Genomic DNA, 16,703 nt, shown 5'->3' with positions numbered 1-16,703 from the left:
AAGATAGGACTTGCTGTGCGTTAGCTCACCGCCGCCAGGATATGGGCTTTTCTTTTCCCTGTGCGCTACCATAGATCGCTCGTCAGCCATTAGCCGATAAGAGCGATGAGGCAAATCAGCTTGCGGATTTGGTCTTTCCTGTTCCAGCACGCGGTACTTACCGTGTGCTGCCTATTGACGCCGGCAGCCGTGGCGTGGTCGCAGGACGAGGCGGATTTCTTTTCCGAAATTCCAGTCGTGTTGTCCGGCACCCGGTTGCACCAGTCACTGCATGACGCTCCGGCGGCGATTACGGTAATCGACCGCGAGATGATCGAGGCCAGCGGTGCCCGTGAAGTCTATGAGCTGCTGCGACTCGTTCCCGGTTTCCAGGTCGGCTCACCCAGCGGCCATACCCACTCAGTGACCAGTCATGGCCTGAGTGACCAGTTCTCGCGGCGCATGCAGGTGCTGGTGGACGGCGCTCGGTCTACAATACCGCCATCGGCGGCGTGGAATGGACCGACCTGCCATTGGCCATCGATGATATCGATCGCATCGAGGTGATACGCGGCCCGAATGCCGCCACTCACGGGTCCAACTCCTTCCTCGGGGTCATCAACATCATCACCCAGGACCCGATCGTGGTCCCGGACCACACCCTACGGATCAGCAAGGGCAGCAACGGCATCGAGGACGCGTTGTACCGCCACGGCAGCAGCGGGGAGCAGCTCGATTACCGCCTCACCCTGGATTACATGGCAGACGACGGTTTCGACGACCGCCACGATTCGAAGATCGTGCGCATGGTCAACCTGGCGGCCAATCACCAGCTTAACCTGCAGGACCGCCTGGAAGTGCAGCTCGGTTACAGCGCGGGACCGCGCGCGGAAGGCTTCAGCAACGATCCATTCCAGGAGCTCAACACCACCCGCAAGCGCAGTCACTTCGAACAGCTCCGCTGGCGCCGGATAGCGACGTCCGATGACGAGTGGTCGCTACAGTTCTCCCACAATTATGACAAGCTGATCGAGACCCGTGCTGGTACAATGATCCTGCCCGTCAATGCGAACGGCACACCCGAACGCTTCGACCTGGAACTGTATCGGACGCGGCGGCATGGCAAGGATCTGCGTGCGGTCTGGGGGCTGGGCGCCCGGCGCGACGAGATTACCAGTACGTTCTATTTCGGTAACGCTGACACGCGGAGTAACGGCACCTACCGGATGTTCGGCAACCTGGAGTGGCGACTGGCGACGCCCCTCTTGCTGAATCTGGGCGCCATGTGGGAATACACCGATATCAGCGGGGACACGCTGTCTCCGCGACTGGCGCTGAACTATCGGCTGAGTCCGACACAGACCCTGCGCAGCGCCGTCTCCCAGGCCTATCGCACGCCGGTCTTCTTCGAGCAGGATGCCGACCTGCTTGTTCCGCTGGCGCCTCCCGCGCCACCGGGTACCCTTTTTCAGGGTTTCAAGGGCCTGGGCAACCTGGACCCGGAGCGCATTCGATCCGTGGAGCTCGGCTACATCGGCGAGTTTCCTGCGACCCACCTGACCCTGGATCTGCGTCTGTACCGCGATTCGATGGACAATCTGATCACCCAGGCTGACTATCCGGGCGCGCTGCCGTCCCCGCTGCCGACCACCCAGACCTTCATCAATTACGACTCGGCCATCGTCACGGGGTTCGAATCCGAACTGCAGTGGCGGCCTGCTCCGGGCAACCTGCTGATGGTCAGCTACGCCTGGGCCGACGTGAACAGCGACTCACCCGAGCTGAAGGCCAGTAGCCCCCGGCATACCCTGAGCCTGCTGGGCAGCCACCGCTTCAACGAGCGCTGCAGCGGCAGCGCCGCCTGGTATTATACCGATGATCAGCTGTGGCTCGGCGACGGCGACCGGATACCCGCCTATCACCGGGTCGACCTGCGGCTGGCCTATGCATTCAGGCTCGGCGGCAAGAGCGCCGAGTTATCCGGCGTGGTACAGAACCTGTTCGGTGATTATCGCGATTTCCTGTACCGGGAGACCGACCCGCAAAAGCGCAACGAATTCGACACCCGGGGCTGGCTGAGCCTGCGCCTCGAATTCTGACGGCGGCCGGGCGGTTGTGGCCAGCTGGCGGTTCGGTACACGCGTGTCTGGTCGCTTGACGCTGCGTCCCGCATGGGTGGGCAGATCGGACCGGATACACATTCAGCGCCAGTGCGCAGCCCGGCGCTACGGTCGACTCCGCAAACCGAGCGCTGGATGCAGCTGGTTCCTTAGTAATCAAGGGGTTTGAATATTGCAGGCGGACGTCAGGTAGTGGCTGCCGAGCAGTGCTAGAATGGCCGCCTGCTTCCCTTGACGAGTTGCGCGGTACCCCGTAACCGATGCCAGTTCGATGCGCATGACCCAGCAACCCGTTCGCATCCGCGAAATCCCCTATAACTACACCTCCTTCTCGGATCGCGAGATCGTGATCCGCTATCTCGGTGTGGATATGTGGGACGTGCTCAACGCGTTGCGCGGTTCGCGCAAGACGGGCCGCTCGGCGCGCATGCTGTTCGAGGTGCTGGGCGACATGTGGGTGATCGACCGCAATCCCTATATCCAGGACGATCTGCTCGACAACAGGAAGCGCTGGGGCTCGCTGGTGCACGCGCTGCATCACCGGCTGGACCAGATCGTCGCGCGCGCCGAGGGCAATGCCCAGGCGCTCGCGCTGGTCGCGCGGGCGCGCGCGGTGGTCCAGCGTTTCGAGGCGTGGTTCCCGCGGGCGCACGAGTTGCGCCGGCGGATCCGCCGGCGCCTGGGGCGGGTCACCCGTGCCGACAACATCGACTTCGGCGGCCTGGCGCGGGTGTCGCATGCGACCGATGCCACCGACTGGCGTGTCGAAATGCCGTTCGTCGTGGTCAGTCCGGATACGGAGGACGAGGTCTGTGCCGTGGTCGCCGCCTGCATCGAGCTGGAGCTGACCATCATCCCGCGCGGCGGCGGCACCGGCTATACCGGCAGTGCCGTACCGCTGTCCGGCACGAGTGCGGTGATCAACACCGAGAAGCTCGACAGCCTGGGCCGGGTGGAGCTGCGCCGTATCGAGGGTATCGAGCGCGAGGTCGCTACCGTGCGTACCGGCGCGGGGGTGGTGACCCGCCGTGTCGCGGAGCGGGCCGAGGCGGCCGGCTACGTGTTCGCGGTCGATCCGACCTCGCAGGATGCCTCGACCATCGGCGGCAATATCTCCATGAACGCCGGCGGCAAGAAGGCCGTATTGTGGGGCACCACGCTCGACAACCTGGTGTCCTGGCGCATGGTCACGCCGCAGGCAGAGTGGCTGGAGGTCGAGCGCCTCGGGCACAACCTCGGCAAGATCCACGAGCAGGAACAGGTGACCTTCCGGGTCACCCGCTACGCCTGCGACGGTCGCACGCCCGTCGGCGCGCCCGAGCTGATCAGCATGCCGGGCACCGCACTGCGCAAGCAGGGTCTGGGCAAGGACGTCACCGACAAGTTCCTCGGCGGCCTGCCCGGCATCCAGAAGGAAGGCTGCGATGGCCTGATAACCTCGGCGGTGTTCCTGCTGCACCGCATGCCGGCGTTCACCCGCACCCTGTGCCTGGAATTCTTCGGCAGCGACCTGCGCCGCGCGGTCCCGGCGATCATTGAAACCAAGGATTACCTGGACGCGCGTGGCGATGTCCTGCTATCCGGGCTGGAGCACCTCGACGAGCGCTATATCCGGGCGGTGAGCTACAGCACCAAGGCGCCGCGGCGCGAGTTGCCGAAGATGCTGTTGCTGGTCGACGTGTCGGGCGACGACGAGGACGCCGTGGCCGATGCCTGCTCGGTGGTCGTGCGCATGGCCAATGCGCGCGGTGCCGAGGGCTTCGTCGCCGTCAGCCCGGAGGCGCGGCGGCGCTTCTGGCTGGACCGTGCCAGGACCGCGGCCATCGCGGCGCATACCAATGCGTTCAAGATCAACGAGGACGTGGTGATCCCGCTGGAGCGTCTCGCGGAATACGCGGAGGGCATCGAGCGCATCAATATCGAGCAGTCGACGCGCAACAAGCTGGCGGTGATCGACGCGGTGCTCGACTATCTCGGCGGTGAACTGCCGGAGCTCCACGCCGCCACGGACGCCGAGGACAGCGCGGAGAACCGTGCCATCGCCAGCGCCAAGATCGAAGCCGCGCGTCGCCACCTGCACGCTGTCGCGGCGCGCTGGCGCGCGCTGCTGGAGCAACTGGACGCGCCGGCGGCGACGCATGCGCCGCTGCTGCCGGAGGGCCTGCTCGAACAGGTGCGGGCCGGGGATACCCTGCTGGCCCTGCTGCTGCGTCGCGAACTCCGGATTTCCTACCGCCGCGAGGTGGAGCGCCCCCTGCAGGAAATCTTCGCCGGGCGCGAATGGGACGGTGTCACGGCCAGGCTGGCCGCGATCCACGGACGTATCCGTTCCAGCCGCCTGTTCGTGGCCACGCACATGCACGCCGGCGACGGCAACGTGCATAGCAATATCCCGGTCAACTCCAACGATTACCAGATGCTGCGCGAGGCGGAACAGATCGTCGACCGCGTAATGGCGCTGGCCACCGCGCTCGGCGGGGTGATCTCCGGCGAACACGGTATCGGCATCACCAAGCTCCGCTACCTGGATACGGCGGTCATCGACGCCTTCGCCGCCTACAAGCAGCGGGTCGATCCGCAGCATCGCTTCAATGCCGGCAAGCTGCTGGCCGGCGCCGGCCTGGAGAATGCCTACACCCCCTCGCTGCGCCTGGTGCAGCAGGAGGCGTTGCTGCTGGAGGAGAGCGAGCTGGGCGGGCTCAACGACGACATCCGCAACTGCCTGCGCTGCGGCAAATGCAAACCGGTGTGCAACACCCATATTCCGCGCGCGAACCTGCTGTACTCGCCGCGCAACAAGATTCTCGCCACCGGTCTGATCATCGAGGCCTTCCTCTACGAGGAGCAGACCCGCCGCGGCGTCTCCATACGCCATTTCGATGAAATGAACGACGTGGCCGATCACTGCACGGTCTGCCACAAGTGCCTCAGTCCCTGCCCGGTCAACATCGACTTCGGTGACGTTTCCATCCGCATGCGCAATATCCTGCGCGCACGCGGCCAGAAGCGTTCCAGCCCCATGACCTGGGCGGCCATGGCCTTTCTCAACATCACCGATCCGCGCACCATCAAGCTGATGCGCAAGGCGATGATCGAATGGGGCTACCGGGGGCAGCGGCTCGCCTATGGGCTGGCCCGGCGTCTCGGTGGCCGCAGCCGCGGCGGCGTGCCCCGCGCCACCACCGGCGCCATGCCCGTGCGGGCGCAGGTCGTCAATTTCATAGCCAAGCCGATGCCCGCCGGCGTGCCGCGGCAGACCATGCGCGCCCTGCTGGGAATAGAGGACAGCAAGCTGGTGCCGATCCTGCGCGACCCGGCCCGGGTGACCGATGAATCCGATGCGGTGTTCTATTTCCCCGGCTGCGGCTCGGAGCGGCTGTTCAGCCAGATCGGCCTGGCGACGCTGGCCATGCTCTACGAGGCGGGCGCCCAGACCGTGCTGCCGCCGGGTTATCTGTGCTGCGGCTATCCGCAGACCTCCGGCGGTGATGCCGAGCGTGGCCGCCGGATGAGCACCGACAACCGGGTGCTGTTCCACCGGGTGGCGAACACGCTCAATTACATGGACATCAAGACCGTGATCGTCTCCTGCGGCACGTGCATGGATCAACTGATGGATTACGAGTTCCACCGGATCTTTCCCGGTTGCCGGCTGCTCGACATCCACGAATACCTGATGGAGAAGGGTATCAGCAGCGCCGGCGCGGACGGGGTGCAGTACCTCTATCACGATCCCTGCCATTCGCCCATGAAGACCTACAGTCCCACCGGGGTGGCGGCGAAACTGCTCGGCCAGCCGGTGACGCTGTCGGACCGTTGCTGCGGCGAGGCCGGCACCCTGGCGGTGTCGCGGCCGGACATCTCGACGCAGGTGCGCTTCCGCAAGCAGGAGGAGTTGCGGCAGGGGATACGGGATCTCACCGGCGCCGACCGCGCCGTCGGCGCCGGCAAGGTGAAGCTGCTCACCAGCTGCCCGGCCTGCCAGCAGGGCCTGGCGCGCTACGCCGACGATACCGGCCTGGAGACCGATTACATCGTGGTGGAACTGGCCAGCCGCCTGCTCGGCGAGCAGTGGCAGCGGGATTTCGTCGAGCGTGTGAAAAACGGCGGCGTGGAGCGGGTGTTGTTGTAGCGCCGTTATTTGCTGGGCAATGGCGGCGCATCCGAATCCGAATTATTTATCTCAGACTTTCAGAATTCGTCATTTCCAAAATTGTGTACAACTCTTGTAGCAGTGGAGGGCGTCCGTGAACAAGTCGAGTTATGTCACTCTATTCACGGACTAGACCTGCTCCTCCAGGTGCACCCCAATACCCTTTCCGTGAGTTGCCCATATTCCCATACCGTGTGTGCCAGTAGATTTGAGCGCATTTCTACTTGTATCAGGCCTGCTTGATGAGCCAACCTGGATATGCAAGTTAAGGAGGGGTTGCTAAATAATCCAATTACTCAGGCGCATCTACAAACTTGTCACTGCGATGAACGTAGTGACGTTGCAATCTACATCCGACTGATTCGATAGGGAGAGATTGCGTTAATCCGCTCGCAATGACGGGAATTACCCAATTATTCAGAGTTTTTCCAGCAGGCGCGTAGAGGCCTGATCTTAATCATCTCAGATCCTAAGTATCTATTCTTGCTTGATTGGCATAACTAATTGTATTCAGTAAATTAAAATCCGTCCGATATACGTACATCATGTACGAGATGCAGGCCTGCGCTGCTTTGAGCAATGACTTGTCTCTCACGGAACTAGATTTCAGATTGATATGGCTACGCTTGTTCCATCACTTAATAGTTGTCTCGGAAAAATGCAGGCTGGTGAGAAACGCTTCGCGCGTCGCCTGGAAGCCTTGCTGGAAGATGATTACCTTTGTTGGTACGAGCTGCCTGTCGGCAAGCGGCAACGTTATACAGATTTCGTAATTCTTCATCCCGGTAGAGGCCTGCTACTGCTTGAGGTGAAGGACTGGAAGCTCGACACCATCCAAAGCATCGACCCGGTATCGGTCACGTTACATACGAGCAAAGGAATTGTCACTTCTAGCAACCCCCTTGAACAGGCACGTCAGTGTACTCAACAACTGGTCAATCAGTTGAAACAAGATTCACAGCTTGTCAGGCATAGTGGAAGTTACAAGGGCAGGCTTATCTTTCCATACGGATACGGAGTTGTACTGTCAAATATTACCCGTAGCCAATTTGAAGCTCATGGTCTGGTAGACGTATTGCCCTGGCATCAGGTCATCTGCCGCGACGAGATGACTGAATCCGCTGAAGCGGAGGAATTTCAGAAACGCCTGTGGGATATGTTCAATGTTGGATTTAACTGTCAACTGACCTTGCCGCAAATCGACCGGATACGTTGGCATCTGTTCCCTGAGGTGCGTATTGGGAATGGGCAGATATCACTCTTTGAGGAGGCTGATAAAGTACAGCCAGAATCAGGAATGCTGCCAGATCTCATCAAGGTAATGGATATACAGCAAGAACAGCTGGCGCGTAGTCTGGGAGAGGGGCATCGCATCATTCATGGTGTGGCAGGCTCGGGGAAAACGCTAATTCTTGGGTATCGTTGTCTTTATCTCGCCAACATTTTGCCTCAACCGATTTTGGTGCTGTGTTTCAATATTACACTGGCTGCGCGATTGAGAGCATTGATGCAGGATAAGGAGATCAATGACCGTGTGCATGTATACCATTTTCATGACTGGTGCGGTGAGATGCTTAAACGCTACCACATCAAGAAACCAGAATCGGGGCCTGGCTATATTGACAGGCTAGTTGCACAAGTCATTCAGGCTGTTAAAGATGGTTATATTCCCAAGGGTCAGTATGGTGCGTTATTAGTAGACGAAGGGCATGATTTTGAAGCCGAATGGTTACAGCTGATCGTGCAAATGGTTGACCCGGAAACTAATTCATTATTGCTGCTTTATGATGATGCGCAATCGATCTACAAAAAAGGCAATGCATTGGACTTCAGTCTGTCGAGCGTCGGTGTTCAAGCGAGAGGGCGGACCACAATTCTAAGATTGAACTATCGAAATACCGATGAAATCCTTAGTTATGCCTACAACTTTGCCAAGCATTACCTAATGCCAGCCGATTCCGATGAGGATCACATCCCACTGATCGAGCCACAGTCGGCGGGTCGTCATGGCTACAGGCCATTTTTAAAGCAACTTTCATCCTTCAACGAAGAGGCGCGGTATGTAGCTAAAAATATCAAACGCATCCACGATGAGGGTAAGCCATGGTTGGATATGTGCGTACTCTATCCGCAACGCTGGATGGGGGAGAAGCTGCAGCAGGCGTTGTATGCCCAAGGTATTCCCACACAATGGCTGGATTCCCAGCAGGAAAAGAAATCCTTCAGACCAGGCGAAGACAGCGTCAAATTGATGACAATGCACAGTAGCAAGGGTCTTGAATTTCCTTTGGTCGCTATCTCAGGTATCGGTTATATGCCTGGTAAACAGCATGATCTTGCAGCAGAGGCCAAGCTGCTCTACGTTGCTATGACGCGCTCTACCGACAAGCTGTTAATGACGTGTGATAAGAAGACCGAATTTGTGGAGTTGTTGGCAGGGGATCAATAACGAAAGCGAATTAACGGGAAAAGATTAGATTATATTAGCGGATACCAGGATAAAACTGAAATATTGGTCATAGTAATTCAGCGAAGCAATCTCATGCCCTAGAATCAGCCCGTTGGAGATTGCTTCCATATTTCTTGTTCAGTGCGTCTAGTAACAGGCCTGTCGCTATCACCGTTTCAATGCTGCTTGCGGCATCCAGGGCGTCGATGGCGGTGTTGAGGACCCGGTCGCCTATTGCGGTGCCGCCGCTGAGCGGAATGCGGGCTAGGGTTTTACCGTGAAGCCGATGTTTTCGATGGAGTTCTAGTCTCAGTTATTGGCTATCGCCTCGGTGGCATGTGTGTTGGTGATACGCGGACGCCGTCCGCTCCTACATAGGATTGTGATCCCGGGGGGACAACGCGCCAGGTGCGCATTCGGAATATTTGAGTACACTGTGCCTTGACCCTGAACCGGGACAGGCATTGTTCCTGCGCCCCCTGATGTCGAGCAGACCCGGGATAGCGAATTGCAACCCATCGTTTCCGTATCGAACCTGTCCAAGACCTATGCCTCGGGTTACCAGGCGCTGAAGAACGTCAGCCTGGACATCCGGCGCGGGGAGATCCTGGCCCTGCTCGGTCCCAATGGCGCGGGCAAGACCACGCTCATCTCCATCATCTGCGGCATCGTCAACGCCAGCGGCGGAGCGGTCACCGTCGGCGGCTATGACACCGTCCGGGACTACCGCATCACGCGCGGCATGATCGGACTGGTGCCTCAGGAACTCACGCTCGGTGCCTTCGACAAGGTGTGGAATACCCTGTGTTTCAGCCGCGGCATGTTCGGCAGGAAGCCGGACCCTGCCTACCTCGAGCAGGTGCTGAAGGACCTGTCGCTGTGGGACAAGAGAAACACGATGCTCATGGCCCTGTCGGGCGGCATGAAGCGGCGGGTGCTGATCGGCAAGGCGCTCGCGCATGAACCCGTGGTGCTGTTTCTGGACGAACCGACCGCGGGTGTCGACGTGGAGTTGCGCAAGGACATGTGGGCACTGGTGCGGCGGCTGCGCGAGTCTGGCGTCACCATCATTCTCACCACGCACTATATCGAGGAGGCGGAGGCGATCGCGGACCGAGTCGGCGTCATCAACCATGGCGAGCTGCTGCTGGTCGATGACAAGGCGGCGTTGATGCACAAGCTCGGCAAGCGCCAGCTGATCATCGAGCTCGAGACCCCCCTTGCTGCCTTGCCGGAGGCGTTAGTGCCGATGGCACTGGAGTTGTCGGCGGATGGCTGCACGCTGACCTATACCTACGATCCGCATAAAAACCATACGGGTATCAACGATCTGCTGCAGGCCCTGCGGGATGCGGCGCTCGCGATCAAGGACGTGCATACGACCAAGACATCGCTGGAAGAGATATTCGTCAGCCTGGTGAAACCAAAGTCATGAATATTTACGCGATACGCGTCATCTACAAATTTGAAATGCTGCGCGCCTTCGAAACCATCGCCCAGAGTTTCGCTTCGCCGGTGATTTCCACGGCGCTGTACTTCGTGGTGTTCGGGTCCGCGATCGGCTCGCGCATCGAATCCGTGGAGGGTGTCACCTACGGCGCCTTCATCGTACCCGGCCTGATGATGCTCGCGCTGTTGACGCAGAGCATCGCCAATGCCTCCTTCGGCATTTTCTTCCCCAAGTTCACCGGCACCATTTACGAGCTCTTGTCCGCGCCGATCTCGTTTGTCGAAATCGTCATCGGTTACGTGGGGGCGGCCGCGACCAAGTCGTTCATCATCGGCCTGATCATCCTGGCGACGGCGGGGTTCTTCGTGCCGCTGCATATCGCGCACCCCGTCTGGATGCTGGGTTTCCTGGTGCTCACCTGCATAACGTTCAGCCTGTTCGGCATGATTATCGGCCTGTGGGCGACCAATTTCGAAAAACTGCAGCTCATCCCGATGCTGGTGATCACGCCGCTGGTATTCCTCGGCGGCAGTTTCTACTCGGTCAGCATGCTGCCGCCGGCCTGGCAGACGGTCACGCTGTTCAACCCGGTCGTGTACCTGATCAGCGGTTTTCGCTGGAGCTTCTTCGAAGTCGCCGACGTCAGCGTGGGCCTGAGTCTTGCCATGGTGCTGGTGTTCCTCGGTGCCTGCCTGCTCGTCGTGTGGTGGATGTTCAAAACCGGATATCGGTTACGGCAATGAGCGGGGGGATACCGGATGCGCTGCGGGCGGAGGCTATGCTGCCCCGACCTTGTGTCTCCGGAAATTCGCTGACCCGGACCGCCCCCCCGGCAAACGGGTATGATCCGTCTGCAGACAGCGCCGGACCCTGTTTACAGTTAGCGAACCGCTGACGACCTCGCCATCGCGAGGAACACGGTGACGCAGCAATCACTGCCTGACTGATGCATGGCATGAGATTGCTTCGCTGCGCGCTACGACGGGGATTTCTGGTGTGTTCGGCGTTTCCCTAACGGGCATGCGCGTTAGATCAGCTTTCGATATCAATCGGTAGGGGGTATGCCATGACAGATACGTCACGTCTCGCCGTCGTCACCGGCGCCTGGCGCGGGCTCGGACTGGAGACCTGCCGGCAGCTCGCCGGCAAGGGTATGCGGGTCATCCTGACCGCGCGTGCGGCCGACAAGGCCGCTGCGTCCGCGCGTGCCTTGCAGGCGCAGGGACTCGATGTCCACCCGCACGTGCTCGACGTCACCGACGGCGCTGCCGTGGCTGCCCTGGCGCGCCACCTCGGGGAAGCCTACGGGCGGCTGGACATCCTGGTGAACAACGCCGGCATTTTCGTCGATGCCTACCCACCCGCAGCCGGTTCCAGCGTGTTCGATGCCGATTTCGAGCGGATACGGCAATCGATGGAGACCAATGCCTATGGCGCGCTGCGTGTTGCACGTGGGTTGATTCCCCTGATGCAGGGGCGTGGCGCGGTGGTCAACGTCTCCTCGGGTATGGGCCAACTGTCGGACATGAACGGCTGCTGCCCCGGTTACCGGCTGTCGAAGACGGCGCTGAACGCGGTCACCCGCATCCTCGCCGATGAACTCAAGGACACGGCCATCAAGGTCAATGCCGTCTGTCCCGGCTGGGTGCGCACCGACATGGGCGGGGAGCATGCCGAGCGCAGCGTCGAGGAAGGTGCCGCCGGTATCGTCTGGGCGGCGTGCCTTGCCGACGACGGTCCCAGCGGCGGTTTCTTCCGCGATGGCAAGCCGATCCCTTGGTAGTGCGCCAGGCAAGCACACCGCAAATGGTCGCGGCCGCAGGGCATGATGCGCCAGGTCCTAGAGCCGGGCTAAAAATGGCCTAAGGTGGCCTAACATCGTCATGCCCGCGCAGGCGGGCATCCGGAAAACCCGTAACATACGGATTCCGGCCTGCGCCGGAATGACGCCAGGTTCGGCGATGCCGGACTGTCAAATCTTGAGATAGCTTCCCGCTCTATCCAGCCGCGCAGCGATGGCATGTTCCCGCACCTTTGCCGCGCGACAAAATACCGAGCAGACCGCTAGCGGACAAAAACAGCCAGAACGCGCCCGGCAGCGGCACCGCGCTGGCGGCGATACTGTAACTGTATCCCTCGAACAGGGCGCCACCGACGACCGGGTCCCAACCGTGCAGCGAAATCCCGCCGCCGGCGAACTCCCCGGTGAGGGAGGCCGCGCCCGCCAGCGTACCGCCGGAACAGAAATCGTTGGGGCCGAGCGGAATGTTGCAGGCGCCGCCGCCTGAGAGTTGATCGCCGTTGACCAGGACGAAATAGTCAGGGAACACGAAGCCTGCCAGCGCAGTCGGTCCTGCGACGTGTGCATTGCTGAACGTCAGCCAGGTGGATTCGAAGAGATATTCTCCCTGGAGTCCGCTCGGATCGCCGTCGAGATAATAACTCCACCAGTAACGCGAAAGATTCGCGTCGAACCCGCCGGATACCGGATAGGTTTCCGCCACGGGGCCAGTCCCGGCGAACAGGCCCGGGTCATGGGTCACCGCACTGCTCGCGGCATCGATGACGTAGTGTGTGGTCGTGGTGTCGACGCCTGCGCCCGTGATGATGGCGGCGTTTGCCGAACCCGCGCTCAATATACCCGCTAGCGCCAGGAAAGGACGCAACCGCTGCAGCGAAATTCTGTTCATGTTCTTCCTCCGTGATTGGGCGCCTGCCTGCGGCAGGACGGTATGCAAGCGTATATCCGCCATGCTCGGGGCGGGGTGTTCGTTGCAGGTGGCGGGTGCGCAGCCCGGGCAGGCTGGCACCGTGAGTGGCAAGATCGTGACAGGCGCTACAGGCGCAAGGACATCCAGCTCAGGGTGCTGTCGATTTCGGCGTCAGGGCGTGATGCAGGCAGACGTTGCTGGGAATCGGGCGCAGGGCGGTGAAGCGCAAGCGACGGTGTTCCGATTGCCGCAAAACAGCACGGCCCGTTCCGGTACCTCGACGGCGGATTGCCCTTATCGATGCGACCGGTTTCGAACATGTGCGACACCCATTAGGACAGAATGCCAGAATCCGCGCCCGTTCCGGATCCGCAGGAACAGCGGGCAAGCCGGATAACCCAGGGACCATCGTATCGGATTGATGTCTGATCCGCAGTGCCGGCCACGCTACACCCGCGTAAAGGATGGCGTCAAGTCTCCGGGGAAGCGAGGTCGCGTTCGGAATACCGTGCACGAGCCGGCCGGGTCGCCATTGGCAACCCGGCCTCGACCGGATCGTACTTCCGGCCAATATTCAGCTGCTGCGCGTTACCGTAGCCTATCAAGCAAACTGCACCAGCCATTACGCCGGTTGCGTGGTGGAGAACAACAACAAAAACGGTGGAAAAATGAAGAACAACTATTTCGTGCTCGTGTTGCTCGGCTGTCTCCTGACCGCGTCGTCCCTGCTGCCGTCTGCCGCCAGCGCGGCAGAGGCGGCGCCTGCGTATCCCGCTGATGCAGGTGGGCAGGACACCGCTAACGCCTTCTGGACGATCCCGTCCTTCAGCCGGCCGTGGGACAGACCGGCACCGACGCCACACTGGACGATACCGTCGGTCAGCAAACGCTGGGGTATTCCGGCGCGATCCGGGCACTGGACCATCCCGCGCACTGCAGACGACATGCGCTAGACAGTCAGGATCCGGCTGCGCAGGATCACGGGGCTGGCGCTCGCGGCGCCCTTTTGTCATACACTAGACCCTGCGGCAGGCCGTCGCGTACACCGTCCGCTGGCGCGGAATCACCGGAGCACCCTGCGTCGGCCGTCGCGCCCCCGGTGCTGACGCTATGCCAGAACATTTCGCAAGAATCTTCCTGCTGAGCCACATGCGGGCCTATACCAGCCTGGCGGGGCACATCCTCGGCTCGCACCCCGCGATCAATGGCTATTTCGAGCTGCACCTCGGTTACGAGAATGCCGCCGCGCTGGAGCGGCAACTCGAGGTGTACCGTGCCTACGAAACACTCAAACCCGATAGTCGCTATCTGTTCGACAAGCTGCTGCACAACGATTACCCGCTGGATGTCGAGCGGCTCGGGACGGCCGCAATCAAGATCCTGGTCGCGCTGCTGGAACCGGAGCAGACGATCAGGAGCATCGTCGACCTGTTTGCGCGGAAGGGGACGGATGCGCGTTATGCCTCCCCGGCAGCGGCGGCCGGCTACTATATCGAGCGCCTCGAATGGCTGGCGGCATTCTGTGCCTCGCTTACCCGGCCTTACACCTATTACGACGCGGCGCTGTTCCTGGCGGATCCGGAAGCATTGCTGGAACGGCTGGCCCGGTGGCTGGAACTGGATACGCCGTTGCAGGCGCAATACCAGATCTTCAGCCAGACAGGCAGGCCCGGCCGGGGCGATTCATCGCCATTGATCCACAGCGGCAGGATCGAGCGGGTCCGGGCCGACTATTCCCATGTCCACGTTCCCGAGGCGGCCCTGGGGCGGGCGCGGGCGGTCTATGCCGCATGCCGTGCGCGCATCATTGCCCATGCGGCGGACGCATTGGTTCTGGGCGAAAACGGCAGCGCACGGCGCTGAGCCAGACGCCGATTCGCGCAGGCGTTGCGCGCCGACGCCGGCAGCCGCGTCAGTGGGGATAGTCCGCAATGGGTGGTGATTCCGGCGGCAGCAGCCCGCGTCTGCGCACGCGGGCTTCAGGCAAACAGGCTGTCCCAGGCGGCGCGCTCGCTGCGGTAATCCAGCAATGCCCGCGCCAGCTGCTGCTTGCGTTCGGCGCGGTGTTCGTCCGACCGGAGCTGTCGCCAGGCGGGCGAGTCTGCGCCGAAGTTGTGGTGAATGTTGTCGATGAAGGTCCGGACCTGTTGCAGCGCGCTGGCGAGGGACGGGTCGGCCACCCACCAGTGACCCGCGTGGAACACGAGTTTATCGAGTCGCCGCGCCTGCGCCAGAATGGCCCCGTGCTGCTGTTGATACAGTTCCAGTAACTCCTGCTCCTTGCGTGCCATGACGCGCGTGATGTCATCCTCGGCAAAGGCCCGGTCGATAGCGGCCGCGTTGACCAGTGCCTCGGTGGTGAACAGCATCAGGTCGCCGAAGAACTGGCGTTCGAATTCGCTCGAGAGGTCGATGCGCTCCCGGCCGCTGTGCTCCGCCAGTTCCACGCCGGGGCGAAAGGCCCTTTCCAGGCCGGCTTCGTTCGTGCGCCGGTGCAGGTGGGGCAGGTTGGCGGCGGCGAAACGGTCATGGATCTCCGCGGCGATCAGGCGCCCGGCGGTGGGGCCGGACATGCGCAGGCGCAGGTGGCCGAAGGGGATGATGTATTTCAGGCCCGCGTAGTTGGCGATGGTATTGCCCGGATAGATGGTGCGCGCGGGAGTCAGCGCCGCAAACCCGGTGCCATAGGCGAACAGCGTCCTGCGGGTCAGGTGTTCACCGAAGAAGAAGGCGGCGAGCCGGCGCGCAAGCGTGCGCAGACAGGCGCCATGGTCGTGCTCCCCCTGCAGCGGACAGCGATAGGGAAAGGGCGTGTCCCGTTTTTCGTATCCGAACAGTCCGGCCATGTCGTGATAGATGGCGCCGGCGGCCAGCCGCTGCGCCCCTGCCTGCGTGCTACCATGGAACTCGCATGCCGCGCTACCGCGCAGCTGCGCCAGCCGTTCGAAGCAGGCCGTGACGTCTGCGAGGAAATTCGCCGCCATCACCGCCGGCGAGACCGGCGGATCGCCCACCATTCTGCCGGTCAACAGCGCGATATCGTTGTTGCGGAAGATCCGGTCGATGGCGTGGAAATAATTCAGCGCATAGACGGCTTCCTCGCCAGCCGCGGTCAGCCGGTTCACACAGAAGGATTCGTCGCTGTCGACGAAGTAATACAGGGTCCGCTCCCGGTTTACGGTCAGCTGCAGGCACTTGAGGATACTGAGATTGCGGTTCGCGGCCTGGCCCTTCAGGAAGAATCGTTCCCGCGGCTGGGTGGTCAGGATGTTGCCCAGCCGCTTGCGGGTCGCGGCCGGGATGGCCTGCAGCAGCCCGTACTGCTCCGCCTGCCCGAAGTGGATGACCTGCAGGCCGTTGCGCCGGTAGTCCTCGGCCAGTTCCCGGTGCTGCTGGATATTGTCCTCGTAGCGGCTGTCCTCGGCGACGAGGACCTTGATGCGTGCGTGGACGCCGCCTTCCTTGCCGCCGTAACCGAAGGCCTCGCAGACCTGGTAGATGCTCTCCAGGCAGGCATGCAGGTGGGCCGGGCGGTCGGCGACGGGAATGCTGATGATGAAGTCGTGGCGGTCATCGGCGGCACCCGCGGCCTGCGCCTGTCGCCGGATCAGCGCATCCTGTTCGCGGAACAGGGCCTGGTAGCAGTCCAGCAGCGGGACGAAATCCGCGCGACCCGACCACAGCGCCCGTTCCAGCAGCGGGTAGCACTGTTCGTAGCGCGCGACGAGTGCAGCCGGTGCAGCCGCTGCCAGTGTCCCGGCGATCGCGTCCAGCTCCGGGATGATGCCGCGGTAGCGCGCGATGCAATCATCGAGGCACGGCGTGGCGTTTGCCGTCATGC

At 61.6% G+C, this 16,703-nt stretch carries 11 protein-coding genes; 9 read left to right on the top strand and 2 right to left on the bottom strand.

The features are described 5' to 3' along the window. Positions 1 to 105: 105 nt before the first annotated feature. From R3F42_10060 to R3F42_10030, 7 genes are all read left to right on the top strand, one after another. Positions 106 to 546 (top strand): TonB-dependent receptor plug domain-containing protein, encoded by a 441-nt coding sequence (locus R3F42_10060; protein MEZ5542378.1) that lies wholly within the window; start codon positions 106 to 108, stop codon positions 544 to 546. Then, entirely contained in the window at positions 492 to 2,078 is a 1,587-nt protein-coding gene (locus R3F42_10055; GenBank protein MEZ5542377.1) for a TonB-dependent receptor, read from the top strand. Before R3F42_10060 ends, R3F42_10055 begins: the two co-directional genes overlap by 55 nt. Before the next feature lie 298 nt (positions 2,079 to 2,376). After that, a complete protein-coding gene (locus tag R3F42_10050; protein MEZ5542376.1) occupies positions 2,377 to 6,231 on the top strand; it encodes a DUF3683 domain-containing protein in 3,855 nt (1,284 codons plus the stop codon). A 637-nt stretch (positions 6,232 to 6,868) separates the two neighbouring features. After that, on the top strand, positions 6,869 to 8,701 hold the full coding sequence (locus tag R3F42_10045) for a 3'-5' exonuclease (protein MEZ5542375.1): 1,833 nt from the start codon (positions 6,869 to 6,871) through the stop codon (positions 8,699 to 8,701). A gap of 508 nt (positions 8,702 to 9,209) precedes the next feature. Further along, the gene (locus R3F42_10040; protein MEZ5542374.1) at positions 9,210 to 10,136 is read left to right on the top strand and encodes an ABC transporter ATP-binding protein; all 927 of its coding nucleotides are present in this window, start codon (positions 9,210 to 9,212) and stop codon (positions 10,134 to 10,136) included. Continuing rightward, positions 10,133 to 10,894, top strand: a complete 762-nt coding sequence (locus R3F42_10035; GenBank protein ID MEZ5542373.1) for an ABC transporter permease — start codon at positions 10,133 to 10,135, stop codon at positions 10,892 to 10,894. The genes R3F42_10040 and R3F42_10035 overlap by 4 nt, the downstream gene beginning before the upstream one ends. Positions 10,895 to 11,217: 323 nt before the next feature. After that, complete coding sequence (locus tag R3F42_10030) at positions 11,218 to 11,934, top strand: SDR family NAD(P)-dependent oxidoreductase (GenBank protein MEZ5542372.1); 717 nt, start codon at positions 11,218 to 11,220, stop codon at positions 11,932 to 11,934. Positions 11,935 to 12,148: 214 nt separating this feature from the next. Here the strand turns inward: R3F42_10030 and R3F42_10025 are convergent, their stop codons facing one another. Then, entirely contained in the window at positions 12,149 to 12,841 is a 693-nt protein-coding gene (locus tag R3F42_10025) for a hypothetical protein (protein ID MEZ5542371.1), read from the bottom strand. Positions 12,842 to 13,530: 689 nt separating this feature from the next. Here R3F42_10025 and R3F42_10020 point away from each other — a divergent pair. After that, on the top strand, positions 13,531 to 13,815 hold the full coding sequence (locus tag R3F42_10020; GenBank protein ID MEZ5542370.1) for a hypothetical protein: 285 nt from the start codon (positions 13,531 to 13,533) through the stop codon (positions 13,813 to 13,815). A 157-nt stretch (positions 13,816 to 13,972) separates the two neighbouring features. After that, positions 13,973 to 14,725, top strand: coding sequence for a hypothetical protein (locus R3F42_10015; protein ID MEZ5542369.1), 753 nt, complete (start codon positions 13,973 to 13,975; stop codon positions 14,723 to 14,725). 116 nt (positions 14,726 to 14,841) lie between these two features. Here the strand turns inward: R3F42_10015 and R3F42_10010 are convergent, their stop codons facing one another. Then, positions 14,842 to 16,701: a hypothetical protein gene (locus tag R3F42_10010; protein MEZ5542368.1), complete on the bottom strand. Its 1,860-nt coding sequence runs from the start codon at positions 16,699 to 16,701 to the stop codon at positions 14,842 to 14,844. Positions 16,702 to 16,703: the final 2 nt, after the last annotated feature.

Source organism: Pseudomonadota bacterium (assembly GCA_041395565.1).
Classification (GTDB): domain Bacteria; phylum Pseudomonadota; class Gammaproteobacteria; order UBA9214; family UBA9214; genus UBA9214.
The sequence above is the reverse complement of the archived record's forward strand: the minus strand, read 5'-3'. Positions and strand labels throughout refer to the sequence as shown.